This window comes from Actinobaculum sp. 352 (genome assembly GCF_003957265.1).
Lineage (GTDB): Bacteria > Actinomycetota > Actinomycetes > Actinomycetales > Actinomycetaceae > Asp313.
Genome location: NZ_RQSN01000006.1, coordinates 102,167 through 117,170, shown reverse-complemented (window position 1 = coordinate 117,170; position 15,004 = coordinate 102,167). Strand labels below are relative to the sequence as shown.

General features: G+C 61.4%; 13 protein-coding genes and 1 tRNA gene. 9 read left to right on the top strand and 5 right to left on the bottom strand.

All coding sequences use genetic code 11. The annotated features are described in order from the left end of the window. Positions 1 to 7: 7 nt before the first annotated feature. Complete coding sequence (gene argS / locus EKN07_RS07745; protein WP_206435698.1) at positions 8 to 1,684, bottom strand: arginine--tRNA ligase; 1,677 nt, start codon at positions 1,682 to 1,684, stop codon at positions 8 to 10. A gap of 89 nt (positions 1,685 to 1,773) precedes the next feature. Here argS and EKN07_RS07740 point away from each other — a divergent pair. After that, positions 1,774 to 1,846: transfer RNA gene (locus EKN07_RS07740), tRNA-Arg, on the top strand. A 118-nt stretch (positions 1,847 to 1,964) separates the two neighbouring features. Here the strand turns inward: EKN07_RS07740 and EKN07_RS07735 are convergent. Further along, positions 1,965 to 2,756, bottom strand: coding sequence for a glycerophosphodiester phosphodiesterase family protein (locus EKN07_RS07735; protein ID WP_240611244.1), 792 nt, complete (start codon positions 2,754 to 2,756; stop codon positions 1,965 to 1,967). A gap of 51 nt (positions 2,757 to 2,807) precedes the next feature. Next, complete coding sequence (locus tag EKN07_RS07730; RefSeq protein ID WP_126146097.1) at positions 2,808 to 4,907, bottom strand: M23 family metallopeptidase; 2,100 nt, start codon at positions 4,905 to 4,907, stop codon at positions 2,808 to 2,810. A 388-nt stretch (positions 4,908 to 5,295) separates the two neighbouring features. Here EKN07_RS07730 and EKN07_RS07725 point away from each other — a divergent pair, with 388 nt between their 5' ends. The 4 genes from EKN07_RS07725 (at position 5,296) to EKN07_RS07710 (ending at position 9,804) form a co-directional block, all read left to right on the top strand. Beyond that, complete coding sequence (locus EKN07_RS07725) at positions 5,296 to 5,895, top strand: GDSL-type esterase/lipase family protein (RefSeq protein ID WP_241228154.1); 600 nt, start codon at positions 5,296 to 5,298, stop codon at positions 5,893 to 5,895. Positions 5,896 to 6,687: 792 nt separating this feature from the next. After that, the gene (locus EKN07_RS07720) at positions 6,688 to 7,710 is read left to right on the top strand and encodes an efflux RND transporter periplasmic adaptor subunit (protein ID WP_126146096.1); all 1,023 of its coding nucleotides are present in this window, start codon (positions 6,688 to 6,690) and stop codon (positions 7,708 to 7,710) included. Position 7,711: 1 nt separating this feature from the next. Next, the gene (locus tag EKN07_RS07715; protein WP_108716136.1) at positions 7,712 to 8,404 is read left to right on the top strand and encodes an ABC transporter ATP-binding protein; all 693 of its coding nucleotides are present in this window, start codon (positions 7,712 to 7,714) and stop codon (positions 8,402 to 8,404) included. Beyond that, positions 8,404 to 9,804 carry an FtsX-like permease family protein gene (locus tag EKN07_RS07710; RefSeq protein WP_126146095.1) on the top strand — a complete coding sequence of 467 codons (1,401 nt, stop codon included), beginning with the start codon at positions 8,404 to 8,406 and terminating at the stop codon, positions 9,802 to 9,804. Before EKN07_RS07715 ends, EKN07_RS07710 begins: the two co-directional genes overlap by 1 nt. 198 nt (positions 9,805 to 10,002) lie before the next feature. Here EKN07_RS07710 and rsrA read toward each other — a convergent pair whose 3' ends face one another. Together rsrA and EKN07_RS07700 are read right to left on the bottom strand one after the other, a co-directional pair. After that, a complete protein-coding gene (gene rsrA, locus EKN07_RS07705) occupies positions 10,003 to 10,320 on the bottom strand; it encodes a mycothiol system anti-sigma-R factor (RefSeq protein ID WP_126146094.1) in 318 nt (105 codons plus the stop codon). Between the two features lie 2 nt (positions 10,321 to 10,322). Further along, on the bottom strand, positions 10,323 to 10,928 hold the full coding sequence (locus tag EKN07_RS07700; RefSeq protein WP_126146130.1) for a sigma-70 family RNA polymerase sigma factor: 606 nt from the start codon (positions 10,926 to 10,928) through the stop codon (positions 10,323 to 10,325). A gap of 201 nt (positions 10,929 to 11,129) precedes the next feature. Here EKN07_RS07700 and EKN07_RS07695 point away from each other — a divergent pair, with 201 nt between their 5' ends. Genes EKN07_RS07695 through hisN form a run of 4 tightly spaced genes read left to right on the top strand, consistent with a single transcriptional unit; the run spans position 11,130 to position 14,973 of the window. Further along, positions 11,130 to 11,636, top strand: a complete 507-nt coding sequence (locus tag EKN07_RS07695; RefSeq protein WP_108716138.1) for a DoxX family membrane protein — start codon at positions 11,130 to 11,132, stop codon at positions 11,634 to 11,636. Then, positions 11,633 to 13,075, top strand: coding sequence for a 3-phosphoshikimate 1-carboxyvinyltransferase (gene aroA / locus EKN07_RS07690; RefSeq protein ID WP_108716139.1), 1,443 nt, complete (start codon positions 11,633 to 11,635; stop codon positions 13,073 to 13,075). Before EKN07_RS07695 ends, aroA begins: the two co-directional genes overlap by 4 nt. Continuing rightward, complete coding sequence (rsgA, locus tag EKN07_RS07685; protein ID WP_126146093.1) at positions 13,072 to 14,136, top strand: ribosome small subunit-dependent GTPase A; 1,065 nt, start codon at positions 13,072 to 13,074, stop codon at positions 14,134 to 14,136. Before aroA ends, rsgA begins: the two co-directional genes overlap by 4 nt. After that, entirely contained in the window at positions 14,137 to 14,973 is an 837-nt protein-coding gene (gene hisN / locus EKN07_RS07680; RefSeq protein WP_126146092.1) for a histidinol-phosphatase, read from the top strand. The last annotated feature ends 31 nt before the right edge of the window (positions 14,974 to 15,004 follow it).

The window sequence follows — 15,004 nt, the reverse complement described above, 5'->3', positions numbered from 1 at the left end:
CACCTTCTTACATCTTCTCGGGTGCACTCACACCGAGCAATTCCAAACCGTTGCACAGGACCTGACGAGTGGCGTCGTTGACCCACAGGCGGGTGCGGTGCAAATCTGTGACCTGTTCATCACCTCGCGGTGTGACGCGAGCCTTGCCATACCAGGTGTGATAAGCCCCGGCCAGTTCCTCAAGATAACGAGCCACACGGTGTGGCTCACGGAGCTTCGCCGCCTGGGCAACGATATCCGGGAATCGAGCCAGGGTGCCCAACAACTCGGAATCGGCCGATTCCAGTTCTTGCGGGGCGAATCCATCCTCGCGCCGCACCCCGTGCGCAGCGGCATTGCGGGCGACAGAGCAGGTCCGGGCATGTGCATACTGCACGTAATACACCGGATTCTCGTTCGTATGGGAGGCAACGAGATCCAGATCCAGTTCCAGGGTGGTATCAACCGACGCCCGCACGAGCGAGTAGCGCGCCGCATCCACGCCCACGGCATCTACCAGATCCTCCAGAGTGACCACGGTACCGGCGCGTTTCGACATGCGCACCGGCTCGCCGTCGCGCACCAGATTCACCAGCTGGCCGATCAGGATCTCCATATTCTTGCCCGGCCCCGCCTCGTCACCGAACGCGCGCGCCATGGCGTACATGCGGCCGATATAGCCGTGATGGTCCGCCCCCAGCATGTACACGCACTGGTCGGCTCCACGTTCCCGTTTGTCCAAGTAGTAGGCGAGGTCGGCGGCGAAATACGCTGCCTCGCCATCGGACTTGATAATGACACGGTCCTTGTCGTCCCCGAAATCGGTGGTGCGCAGCCACAGGGCACCCTCCGTCTCGAAGATCACGCCTCGCGCGCGTAGGCGTGCAATAGCGGAGTCAACAGCGCCCGATTCATGCAGGGACTGTTCATGGAAGAACACGTCGAAATCGGAGCGGAACTCGTGCAGCGACTTCTTGATCTCCACAAACATCAGTTCGACGCCGCGAGCACGGAAGACTTCTTGTGCCTCATCGTCGGGCAGCTGGCGCGGATCCGCCTCGCCGGCCTGCACGCACTGCGCAATCACGGCGTCGGCAATCTCTTCAATGTAACTGCCACCATAACCATCAGCCGGAATCTCCCGCCCTTGCGCACGCGCAAGAAGCGATGCCGAGAAGTGGTCAATCTGGTTGCCATGATCGTTGAAATAATACTCGCGGGTCACCTTGGCACCGGTGAAAGCGAGAATTCGCGCCAGCGCGTCACCGACGGCGGCCCAGCGGGCACCGCCGATATGGATGGGACCGGTCGGATTGGCTGATACGTACTCCAGATTGACGTGCTGATCATCCACCGACGACGAGCGCCCGTAGTCGCCACCCGCGGTCACGATGGTCCGTGCCAGTTGCCCCGCGGCACCCGCAGACAGGCGAATGTTGAGGAATCCCGGTCCGGCGACCTCGGCCGCAGCGATGCCCTCGTGCTCCGCCAGACGCTCAGCCAGCAGCGCCGCGAGCTCCTGCGGCTTCATCCCCGCACGCCGGGCGATCTGCATGGCGATATTCGTGGCCCAGTCGCCGTGCTCACGCTGTCGCGGCCTTTCGACCTTCACATCAGGAAGTTCACCCTCGATCATAAGGACGCCTTCTGTGCGGGCGGAGGATAGCAATGCGGCAATGAGCTCGCTGAGGTCTTCTGGAGTCACGATACAGAGTGTACGTGGTTCGCGGCGAGAGGCCGAAACGAAACCAGAATCGCCCGCGGACCCATAAAGCTGCTAAAGTAGTGGGCCGGGCCCCAGTAGCTCAGGGGATAGAGCGTTTGCCTCCGGAGCAAAAGGCCGCAGGTTCGAATCCTGTCTGGGGCACGACGGTGCCGGGGCATTCAACAATGCCCCGGCACGTGACATTTCTGGCCTTTGCCCTGACCCTGTTCCTCCCCGCACCGAGAGCCTTCCCGTTCCTATTGACCGGGCAGCTGCCGCCCTACAGTTCGACCGTGATTCCCCTGGCGGCGAGTTGGTCGCGCATTGCGCTCGGCTCATCCGTGATGATGCCGTCCACGCCATAGCTCAAGAGTCGGGCGGCCGTGTCGATGTCATTGATCGTCCACGCATGCACCGCAACACCTCGGGTATGAGCCGTTTCCACCAGCGCGGGAGTTAACACGGCTACGCCGCGGTAGTGCAGCGGAACCTGCGCCGCCTGCACACCCTGCTGCGGTCCTGTGAGAAAACGCACGAACTGCCGTCTTAGCGCCGCAGGAAGATGCGCCACTCCCACGTACCTCGCGATCTGCCCCACTCCGAGCGACGTCGCAACCTGCGGCAACGCGCGGCGTATGCGCTTCAAACGCCGCTCGTTGAAACTGGCAAGGCATACCCGAGCCTCAGCTCCCGTTCTCCGAATGGCGCTGATCAGGGGATCAGTCACCGCATCAGTTTTCGCGTCGATATTGAAGATCATCTCCGGAAACGTGTCCAGGACCTCATCCACCCGCATCATCCTGCCCCCGGAAGCGTCACGGAGGCGTGAGAGTTCGTTCCACCTGTAGGCGGATATTTCGCCCGAACCACCCGCTGTGCGATCAAGTTCAGGATCGTGGCAGAGGACGGCGACGTCGTCGCGAGTAACGTGCGCGTCGGTCTCGATGTGCCGAAAACCGGCTGCGCGCGCCGCCTCAAAGGCTTGTGCGGAGTTCTCCGGATGCTCGTTGGCGCCGCCGCGGTGGGCGAGGATGAGGGGGATGCCGTCAGGCCGGTAGATCCTCTGCTTCACGCGCATCTGCCTCCCGACATCATATGATCGATGCGCATATATACCATCGTTCTAGTCGCACAGCTCCGAGATATATACGGCGCCATGCTCACTCAAGAACTCCAACGGATCCCGTAGCTCATCATCGGCGTCGTGAATCTCCAGATGCAGATGGGGGCCGGTGGAATTTCCATTAGAGCCGACCTTGCCGATCTGCTGACCTGCGGTGACCCTATCGCCTTCCTTAACGTGCACGCCGTCGTCGTACATATGGACGTACCACGAGTAGAAGATCTCGCCGTTTATCTCGTGCTTGATAATGATCAGGTTATTCGAACGGCCCTCGATTCCCTTGCCGGCGTGAGTAACGGTTCCATCGGCAATGGCGAAAATGGGCGTGTTGAGCGGGGCCGCCATGTCCTGGCCAGCGTGCAGTGAGTAGTCGCCGTAAATCGGGTCAACGCGGTAGCCGAACGCCGACGAGAGCCGGTAAACCCCGTTCTCCAGTGGCATAACAATGTAATTCGAAGAGTCTACGAAGGCGGCACGCACACCTTGCGCGCCCTCGGCGACGCACGCGGACGAGGCGGCATTGGAGCGAGCCTGCTCGCTGGCGGAGTTGGTCGCGCTGCGCGCGGCGGCGGTATCACTGCCGGTGAGGGCCCGCGGCGTGGTTGCCTGAGCAGTGGAGCCTCCCACCAGAGAGTTGGTATATGCCTGCACCGCCTGGGCGGCAGGTCCGCCCGAAGTGCCGAATCCCATCACCGGCAGGGCAATTCCGGTGACTGCCAGCGTGCCTACCACAACGCCTTGCAACATCCGATTGCGGGAGGGGCGCTTGCGCGTCGGGGAGACGAGAACCACGGGCACAGCGGGCTGTGCCCCGCGCTCACGGCGACGGCGTTCCACCCGAGAGAGCCGAACGCCCTCTCCGACAACACTTGTCAGTTCGCTACGCGATAGGACTTCAGTCGCTTCGATTTCGGTGGGATAGACCGGAGCGCCGTCGGCCGGAGCGTCGTCGTCTACCGGAACGGCATCGGCCTCGAACTCAGCCGGTTCAGCGCCGACTTCGCGCGCAATGCGCGGGGCCTCAGCTTCAAAATGGCTGCCGCCGGACTCGAGCCAGGCATCATCGACTTCGAGGTGCGAATCGGCCGACTGGTCCAGCTCAGTAAGATCAGGACTTGCCTCGCCGCTCTCCGCCATTTCAGCATCGGAGGTGGCCAGGACTTGATCATCATGCACCTGCGCCGCAGCAGTTTCGCTTTGGCCGCTCTCGCCGAGGGCCAATGTATCGGTATCTTCGCGTTGCTCGGCCCGGGCGTCGGACGAACCGATCAGCTCGGTGACGACGTCAATCGGCGCGGCGGCAGCGTCCAAACGGGCGTCGGCCGCTTCGCCCGGTTCACTGCTGGTCTCTCTGGCGATCACCTGCTGCTCATCTACAACGGCCGAATCGCGCGATGCGGAGGCTGTAGCCGGTTGCTCAGTGGTGCACTCGTCCGAATCCGTGCCGTCGTTGCGGATCGCATCATCAGCCTTCTGCGCGCCCGCTGCCTGCAGCCGCTCCTGCCGTCGCCGTTCCGCCCGGCTTATCCGCCGCGGTGCAACCTCATCATGCCCGGCAGCGCTATCACCACGATCATCTGCGGCCACGCCACTGGATTCCAAGGTGTTGATGGCAGTGTCAGCCGCTTCAGCGGCCTCAATAGTCTGTGCAACCTCAGTCTGTGCAACCTCCGCTAGCCCCGTGGTGAGTGCAGCGACGACGGCGGTGGTGTCACGCTTGGGCGAGACAGCCTCCGGTACAGATGGACGCGCCCGTTCAGAAGTAGGCTGGGTGACAGAAGCGGATTGCGCTGCCCGGGCGGCTGCGGCCTCCTGCGCGATCCTAGCTGTCCGACGCCGCCTGACAGCTACCGGCGCATCAAGATCCTCGGCCAACTTTTGAATCTGTGCGGCGGCGAGGGCGGCCTCCTGGGCGCGACGCGCGGCTTTTCTGCGCGCAGCGGCCTCCTCGGCCTGGCGAGACAATCGGATATCGCGACGGCGACGAGGCAGTTCCTGCTCGCGCAGATCCGCTCGGCGCGGACGTGCACTCACCGGAACTGCAGCAACCTCTTCGGTCGCGCGCCCAGCCGCGTGCTTACCCACTTGCCATTCCTTCATGTTGAAATACACCGCCGCGTGCGCGGCCAACTATCACAAAATGATAACGAACCCGGTCGGCACTAGCCAGCCGGTGTGATCGACCTAGCTCTCATCATTCCCGCCTCAAACCGCCGAAATACGCCGCGGACTAGGTGTTTTACCCCGTTCATGACGAACGAAAGCCGCCGGTGTGAAAAATCCAACTCTGAAAACTGCACGCACGCGCACCCACATACCCATCACGAAAGGGCGCAGCAGCTGTTCATACCGGCAGGCGAGTATCTGTTCTCGCCGCTTCTCAAGCATCACGGACTCTTTCACGTACCGTCGCGTCAGTCGGCCACAGGAATCCCCTCATCCGGCGCGCGGAGATGCCTGGACCGCATATTTCTGCCAAAGTAGAAGTGTGACTAATCCGATTCGCGTTCTTTTCATCGGCGACGAGCTGGTAGCCGGCCTTGGCGATGCCCGTGCGCTGGGATGGACGGGGCGAGTCATGGCACGCACCGCAAACGATCCGCCAATACTCGCGATGACCCTGGCTGTCCCCGGTGAGGACAGCGCCCACCTCGCCACCCGTTGGGAAGAGGAGGTGGGGAGGCGGATCGATCCCGAGACACAGTGCAGACTGGTCGTCGGCCTCGGCTCGCACGATCTCGACACCGGTCAAACCCTTGCCCGGGCACGGCTTCATTTGGCCAACCTCCTTGATTCGGCCGAGCGCATGCATCTCAAGCCCTTCGTCGTCGGCCCACCACCTCGGCGCGATTTTCCGGAGAAGATCCAGGCCGATCTCACGCGGGCCTACCGGGATGTCTGCGAACGTCGCAACACGGTCTTTGTTGAGACCTTCTCACCCCTTGTCACCCATGAAAACTGGAATACGGATCTCACTCTCTCGGGCGGGTATCACCCGGGACAAGCCGGGTACGGACTCATTGCCTGGCTTGTGCTTCACAACGGCTGGAACCAGTGGCTCGGCGTCAAAGCAGCACCTGCCTCCTAAACCTTGCCACTTCCCCGACCTATCACTTCGCGCTAGGGAATGCGACTCCGCCAGCTCGTGCACCGCAGTATCCGCCACCCGAAAGAGCTCTACCCGCCCGTGGGGCGCACCTGGCGCGCCCAACTCGCAACGAGGTTCCGCATCGCCCTCAACAGAACTCCAAGCGAACTCCCCCGTCGCCCTCGCTTTGATGCTGGCCGTCCTTATAACCGCCGAGGAGTGTAGTGTGCACGATGGACGAGACGAAACACCCTGAAATCCAGCGACGCGTCCGTGTGAAATCACAAGGCGACGCTAGGCGGGTGGGATCCGCGTTGGGAGACAATCCGCGTTGAGAGACAACGTGGGACGTGGAGCAACACCCCGCGAGACCACAAAATGGCGGGCTCGGATCAGAATCCGAGCCCGTTGGCATTACTCGCTCCGATTAGGCATTGGGCCGCTTGCCGTGGTTGGCAGCCTTACCCGCACGAGAGCGGCGCTTACGACCGCGCTTGCTCATCTTGTTCCTCCTCGCTCAGGTGCCGCAGGTTCGGCACGCGACGATGTTTCATCGTAGCAGCACCACGGGCAGATGTCATTCAGAGGTGCCACGGGCAGATGTCATTCAGATGCGCGAACCGGACCATAGGCGAACACGCGGTCATCAGGTAGCAGGCCAACACATGCGAAGCCCACCACCTGCCCGTCCTCCACCAACCTGTCCATGAATAGGACTGGCCTTTGAAGCGCCGAGCAATTACCATGTAACTGTCCAGGCAGTTCCGTTACCAACGCTGACAGGAGACCAACATGGCAGTTCGCCGTTTCCGCTGGGCCACAGTCGCCACCAGCCTCAAGATCCTTGTTTGGGTGGTTATTGCTGGCGCCTTGGTAAAGATAGCGTTCTTCCCACCGTCCTCAGAAGATGCTTCTGCACAACCTGACCCGCACGCTACCTTTGGCCAAATGACAATCACCCCCTACCCGAGTTCGATCACCAACACGATTTCCCTAGAAGGAACCATTGAACCTGATGCGGCCACGCCTGTGAAAGCCACAACTGAAGGCAAGGTCAACTATCTTTTCGTGGAAGACGGCGCCCCGGTAGTAGCCGGGCAACGGATTCTGCAGATCGAGTACGAAGTTCCCGGTGAGGATGTAACCACCACAGACGAGGACGGCAATACCGTCGTCACACCCGGACAGGCAACCAAACACTATGCCAATGTCACCGCGCCTGCCGATGGCACCTTGAAACTCGATGCGCTTATCGGTCAGCAGTTCGCCATCGGCGATTCCGTCGGCTCGGTGCAACCCTCGAGTTTCAGCGCAGTTGCTTCTTTGACTCCCGATCAGATGTACCGAATCGATAATTTCCCCGAGACCGCCCAGATCACCATCAAGAATGGCCCCGCCCCGTTCACCTGCGAAGGGCTCACCGCAGGCACTACAAGCAGTGCTACCAACAAGTCATCTGATGACGACAACAACTCTGCTGGCTCCTCCACCTCGCTTCGGGCCCGATGCGCCATTCCTGCCGATCAGAAGGTATTCGCTGGATTACAGGTCACCATGGAGATTGTCGGAGGCGAAGCGGCGGACGTGCTCGTACTACCGGTAACTGCGGTTGAGGGACGCTACCAAACCGGTTACGTGTACGTACCAACCGATGACCCGGTTAATCCCGAAAAGGTCCCCGTCAAACTGGGTATCACCGACGGCAACGTCGTACAGATCATCGAGGGTGTCACCGAGGAACAGGAAGTCCTTGAATACATTCCGGGACAAACAACGGAGGATACCTGCGACCCTATGACAGGTGAGGGCTGCTGACGTGCCGCTAATCGAATTGCAAGACATAACCAGAGCGGTACCCATTCCCGACGAAGACGACCTCCATATCCTGCGTGGAATCAATCTTCGGGTTGAGGCAAGAGAAAATGTCAGCATCGTCGGACGGTCCGGCACCGGGAAAACGACACTGCTCAACATTATCGGCATGCTGGACCTGCCAGACTCAGGCACCTACCACGTCAACGGACGCGACGTTCTCACACTTGGGGAGGGCCGACGCGCCGCCATGCGGGGGAACACGGTCGGCTTCGTTTTCCAACAGTTCAATATCTTCAATACACGGACGGCACTAGAGAACGTCGCAGTCCCACTCCTGTACGAGCGGGGCCTACGTTTCTGGCGGCGTAACCAGATCGCAGCGGAGATGCTTGACCGGGTGGGCCTAGGCGACCGGTTACACTCTTCGCCCGCACAAATGTCCGGTGGCGAGCAACAGCGCATCGCCATCGCCCGCGCATTGATACGCGAACCACAGATCATCCTGGCAGATGAGCCCACCGGTGCTCTTGACCCGGAGACTGGACGCACCGTGATTGAGCTACTGCAGAGAGTTGCCGCCGAGAACAGTGCCGCGCTGATCATCATCACTCACGATATGGATATCGCTCGTGCTGCCGACAGCCGTTACGAACTCGCACAGGGAGTTCTCCACCCACTGGAAGGAGATGGATAATGCGCTGGATTACGGCGCTAATAGCGCCTCTCATCGAGGCGTGGGGCGAAGTAAAGGTACAACGTGCTCGTGTTGTTCTGTCTCTGATCGGTGTCGTCGCAGCAGTGGCAGCCATGTCAACCGTCATGGCTTTGGGAGCTCTGATTGTCCAATCAAACCGTGAAATGATCGAAGCGTCACAGGGCCGCACAACTACGCTCACTTTCTCGATTTCGAAGTCCTCTGATGATGAGAGCTCCGGTGAGTATGTTATCTCCGGTCCTTCGAAGTCCGGTATGGATCCCGGTTCAAGTGGCAACGACGCCGACTCCTCCGGCAGCGGTTGGGCGGCGGAAGATACCGGCATCATAAACGATCCGGTAGGTAACGCAATGAAGACTGTGGCCGAACGTTTCAAGCTGCCGTATTGGAGCCGCCGGGCACAATCATCCCTTCCGATTAAAGAGATCAAAGAACTGGAAACCACCGGAATGTACCGGGGGCAGGCCGTACCGCAACCCAAGTACGGTTATGATCAACCCCAAGTCCTAGCGGTGGATCCGGCATACGCGACCATCTACCGACTGCGCGTCGTGGAAGGCCGCTGGTTGCAGACGCGCGACGCTGATCAACGTGTCACCCCGATTGTGATCAACACACGAATGTGGGAATACTTCGGCCAACCGAATATCGCGGACCCCATGATCATCACCGCAGGCAATGACTCCGGTGATCGTTTTCGCGTCGTTGGGGTCGTTCAGTCCCACCGATACGATATGGCCACCATGTACGTGCCCTACGATGCATGGATGCTCACGCAAGAAAACTCGTCCGGCAACGTGATCGGCTTCGACGGTAAGGAGATGCTGGTCTGGACTGATCCCGAACAAACCAGTCAAGCACACGAGGACATACAGAGCGCTTTGACCGCCATCCTCGGTCCGGGATGGGACCTCACTGTTTGGGGCGATGAGATCTGGGATGATGGCGATGCCATGTTTGGCAGCGACGATAACAGTGCAGGTACCCGCAACATCGTTATGGCCATCGGAGCAGTAGTGATTTTGCTAGGCGCACTTGGCCTGCTCAATGTTGCGATCGTAACCGTCCGGCAGCGAATCCGGGAGATCGGAATCCGGCGCGCGCTGGGGGCGTCCGCCAAAAGGATATTCTTCGCAGTCTTCATGGAATCAGTGGTGGCCACCTTTGTGGCCGGTGTCATCGGCGTCATGCTCGCCATAGTTGCGATCCGCGTTATGCCACTGGAAAGTATGGACATTGAGCTTCAGGATGTTCCGGCTTTCCCGGTTTCTGCGGCTTTGGCTGGGATTGCCATCTCCACCGGGATAGGCGCGCTATGCGGCATTATTCCCGCTCTTGCTGCCGTCCGAGTGCGGCCGATTGACGCCATACGCTACTGAAGCCCGAGGACGTGCATGTTACTCAGAACCAAGCGCATGCCAGTTGCTGAACACCGAGGAAGCACGGCCAAGGTCTGGTGGTGCCTACGAGGCCGGACCACGGTCCGCGCCAGACGGCGGTACATCTGTGGCCCGACTCCCCGTGAGTGCCCTCCATGTGGGCCGCAGCTGGGAGTGTGCCGTCTCTCGGAGTGAGGCTTATTCCGTGGCCGAACGGTACACCGCGATCTGGCTGGTGATGCGCATCCGCAGCGTGGCTGGCGCCGACTCGCTGCACGAACGGCGCACAATTTCGCGCACGTGTGCTTCCGCTTCCGCCAGCGCGCTGCAGTGGGGGCAGCTATCCGCGTGGCGCTGTAGTCGCTCCGCCTGTTCGGCGGGCATCTGCGAGTCAAGAAGCTCGAAAATGTGATCGGCTACCTCGGAGCAGGAACATCCCCCCGTACCGGAGTCGGCACGCACGCTGGTTTCCACTCGGGTGGCAAATTCATCGCCATTGAGCATGGCATCTGACATGCTTACTTCTCTTCCTTCCCATATCCGAGCTCTCGCGCATAGTCAGCGAGAAGCTCACGCAGCTGACGTCGCCCGCGATGTAGACGAGACATGACGGTTCCAATCGGCGTCCCCATGATTTCCGCTATCTCTTGGTAGGAGAATCCCTCCACGTCGGCCAGGTACACCGCCAGCCGACGATCTTCCGGAAGCTTGGCGAGCGCCTCGCGGATCTCCGAGTCCGGAAGGTTCTCGATGGCTTCGGCCTCTGCGGAGAGCATTCCACTTGATGCGTGCGACGCCGCCGCGTACTCCTGCCAATCCTCTACTTCCGGCGAGTCGGCCTGACGCGGTTGCCGCTGTGCCTTGCGGTAGTTTGAAATGAAGGTATTGTTCAGGATTCGATACAGCCAGGCCTTCAGGTTCGTGCCGGGCTTGTACTGGTGGAATGCGGCGAAGGCCTTCGCGTACGTTTCCTGGACCAGGTCCTCGGCATCTTGCGGATTCCGCGTTAAGCGCATCGCGGCCCCGTAGAGCTGGTCGAGGAAGGGCAGCGCTTCACGCTCGAAGCGTTCAGCACGTGCTGCCGCGTCTTCTCCGGGGGCGGTGCGTATCGTCTGTGTTTCCATCGTTCCCAACATAACCTAGATCGTTCGTGGAACGCATCGAACCCGCACGGCATTCCCGCCGCGCGCACGGGTTCACGACGCACTGCGGCACGTGCTTAAGAGCATCCTCCCGTAGTGAATCTTTGCGCTCAGGAAAAATCCGTGTGTATCGCCGGCCGTTAGACCCCTGCGCGGCGGGCCATTTTGCGGTAGGAATGATATATGAGCATTCTGCGACTTATTGCCCGCCCGTTGTTGGCCAGCCCCTACGTCATTAGTGGCGCCGACGCTCTGCTGCGCCCTTCCAAGCACCGCGAGCGCGCCGCAGTTTTCGCACCGTTGCCGGAGAAGCTCGGCATAACACTCGATGACCAACACATCGATATGGCAACCCGCGTATTGGGGCTCGCTCACGTGGCGTGCGGGACCGCACTGGCACTGGGCAAGGCCCAGCGCCTGGCGGCTTGTACATTAGCCGTCACACAGGTGCCAATTGCCTTGGCGAATAATCCCTTCTGGCAGCACCGCGCGGAGGAACGCAAGGAGGACCTCTCCTCACTCGCCGCAGCTGCCGGCCTTATCGGCGGCACGCTATTCGCCGCGATGGATCGCAACGGCAAACCGTCGTTGTCCTGGCGTCGTGCGGCGGCACGCGCACATCGGTCCGAGCTGCGTGCCGTGCGTTCCGAGGCACGCGAGAGAATAGCCGCTGCCAAGAGGCCATCATGAGCGATCCCAGGCAGCGGTTCCCCGATCCGTGGCCAGCCCCGCTTCACCCCGAACCGCTGACGACGGCGGTACGCGTACCCGGCTCGAAATCCCTGACGAACCGCTATCTCGTGCTGGCCGCGCTGGGTGACCAACCCTCCGTCATCCGGGAACCGTTGGTGGCACGCGATACCGTCCTGATGGCTCGCGCCTTGGAATCCATGGGAACGGGGCTCGAGTTCTACGATCACGAGCTTTTCGTGTACCCCGGACCATTGCATGGCGCACAGGTCAGGGCGGGGTTAGCGGGAACGGTCATGCGTTTTCTGCCGACGGTGGCGGCACTTGCTCAGGGCGATGTGCTGATTACCGGTGATGAGCAGGCGCGCCGTCGACCGATGGGCCCCATTGTCCGCGCACTGACCGCATTGGGAGTGAATATCAGCCACGCCACACGCGAAGACGGCCAAGCCACTCTTCCCCTGACCGTGCACGGCACCGGGTACGTGGCCGGTGGCAGACTGGACATCGACGCGTCAGCATCCTCGCAGTTCATTTCCGCGCTGCTTCTTGCCGCCCCGCGTATGGACGGCGGCCTCGAACTGCGTCATACCGGCACGGCGATCCCGTCCACTCCACATCTGGAGATGACCGTCGAAGTGCTTCGTGATGCCGGGATCGAGGTATTCACATTCCCCGACGACGCCGGTCCCGTGCGTCAGGGGCACCCGGCGACTCGCTGGATTGTTCGCCCGGGAGTGCCCGACTTGGGCAACGTGGAGGTTGAGCCCGACCTGTCCAATGCGGGTCCATTCCTCGCCGCCGCGATGGTCACCGGCGGTACTGTACAGATTCCCGGTTGGCCGCGCAGCACCCGGCAACCGGGAGAGGCGCTACGTGACATCTTCGCCCGCATGGGAGGGGAAGCCAACGTGGTAGGTGGCCGCCTTGCCCTCAAAGGACCACGCGCCGAAGAATTGCTACCGCTGGATATGGACATGCACGACGTTGGCGAACTGGTTCCCACGGTGGCCGCAGTCGCAGCGCTCTGTCCCGGACGCTCCGTCCTGCGAAACATCGGACAATTGCGCGGGCACGAAACTGATCGGCTTCACGCGATCACCACCGAATTGAACCGCCTGGGCGGACGGGTCCATGTGGAGGGCGACGACCTCATCATTGAGCCGGCGATTCTCCACGGCGGTGAAGTGGAGACCTACGCCGATCATCGTATGGCCACCTTCGCGGCCATCCTCGGCTTACGAGTACCGGGTATCACCATTCGGAATATTGCGACGACGTCGAAAACCCTGCCACAATTCCCGGATATGTGGCTGCGGATGGCTGCGGATGAGTTGCGCATAGAAGCGGGCCTGCCGGACTCGATTCTCAACCATGACTTCGATGCGTCGGAAACCGTACCACTGCCAGACGGGCGTGATGAGGTTGCACAGCCGTGAGGCGTGATATTGGAACGGATGACCCCCGAGTGCATGTGCGGCCCGGACGCCGGTCGCGCCCGCGCACCAAGATACGCCCGGACTATTCTTCCGCACCGCTAGCACGGGTGACCGGCGTAGATCGCGGACGGTACCGGCTCCTGGTGGGTGACGGCACCGAAGTGACGGCGGTTAAGGCCCGCGAAATTGGCCGGGGCGCTATCGTGGTTGGTGATCGCGTCAGGGTCGATGGCGATGTGTCAGGACGGAAGGATTCTCTGGCCCGCATTGTGCGTGTCGAGGAGAGAAGCTCCGAGTTGCGTCGGTCCCCGGAAGAAGGAGAGGGACGCGAACGAGTCGTCGTCGCCAATGCCGATCAGCTGGCGATCGTCACTGCGCTGACACAGCCGGACCCGCGGCCCGGAATGATTGATCGGTGCCTGGTGGCCGCCTATGACGCCGGTATGACGCCTCTGCTGGTTCTCACAAAGTCCGATCTGGCAGATCCGGCAGAGTTGCAGGCCCTGTACGAGCCGCTGGGCCAGGATATCTTCGTGCTCCGACTGCGGCAAGGTTCGGACGATGAGGCAGATGCAGCAGATGACGCCAAGGTGGGCGTTACTACGGCGGACGTGGATGACGCCAACGGGCAGCTGGAGCGGCTGCGGCAGGCATTGACCGGGCACGAAACGGTGCTGGTCGGCCACTCTGGCGTCGGAAAGTCCACCGTGATTAATGCGCTGGTTCCCGGCGCCAACCGAACAACCGGCGCGGTTAACGACGTTACCGGGAAGGGGCGTCACACCTCGACGTCAGCGGTTTCGCTCCCGTTGCCGGACGGGGGACGTCTTATTGACACGCCAGGCGTACGCAGCTTTGGCCTCGCCCATGTCAAGGTGGACGATGTTTTACGAGGTTTTACCGATCTTGTGGAGTTGACGAGCAATTGTCCGCGCGGATGCTCCCATGACGCCGCCGCGCCCGAATGTGCATTGTCGGATGCGCAGGACGTGCGCCTCCGAACGCGGGTCGCCTCCTTCAGGCGGCTTCTCGCCTCGCGCGGACAGGAAGAGTGGAAGTAAATGGCAGGTTTGACCAGGCTTTCAGACGATTTGGCCTTTGCCTCGGCGATTATCGACCGGGTGGACCAGACCACACGGCAGCGGTTTCAAGCTGCCGACTTGCGGGTGGAGTCGAAGCCCGATCTCACACCGGTAACGGATGCAGATCGTGCCGCCGAGGCGATTATCCGCGACATGCTCACGCATTCACGTTCCCGCGATGCGATATATGGAGAGGAGGAGGGTGGAACACGCACGCATGCACCCCGTCGTTGGATTATCGACCCCATCGATGGAACGAAGAACTTCGTGCGCGGCGTTCCCGTATGGGCCACCCTGCTCGCATTGGAAGAGGACGGCGAGATCACGCTCGGAATCGTGTCTGCCCCGGCGCTCGGACGTCGCTGGTGGGCGGCCAAGGGCATGGGGGCTTTCACCGGGCGCAGCTGGGCGAATGCGAAACAGATCCACGTATCCGATGTTTCTCGTGTTGCGGATGCGTCAATCTCGTATTCTTCGCTTAATGGCTGGGCGACTCGCGGACAGCTGCGCGCCTTCCTACGGCTCGTGCAGGGTTGCTGGCGTTCACGGGCCTACGGTGACTTCTGGAGCTACATGTTGCTGGCCGAAGGGGCGGTCGACATTGCCGCGGAGCCCGAGCTGGAAGTGTACGACATGGCGGCATTGGTACCCATTGTCGAAGAGGCCGGCGGACGGTTCACCTCTCTGCATGGCGAGGCGGGGCCCTGGGGTGGTTGTGCGCTGGCAACCAATCGTCACCTGCACGAACAAGCTCAGGCCATACTCGACTCGGTGCGCGACGATATCGACGTCGCACCCGAGAACCATGACGTATAGGGCCGACCTACGCATGCCTGCGCAAAAGGTG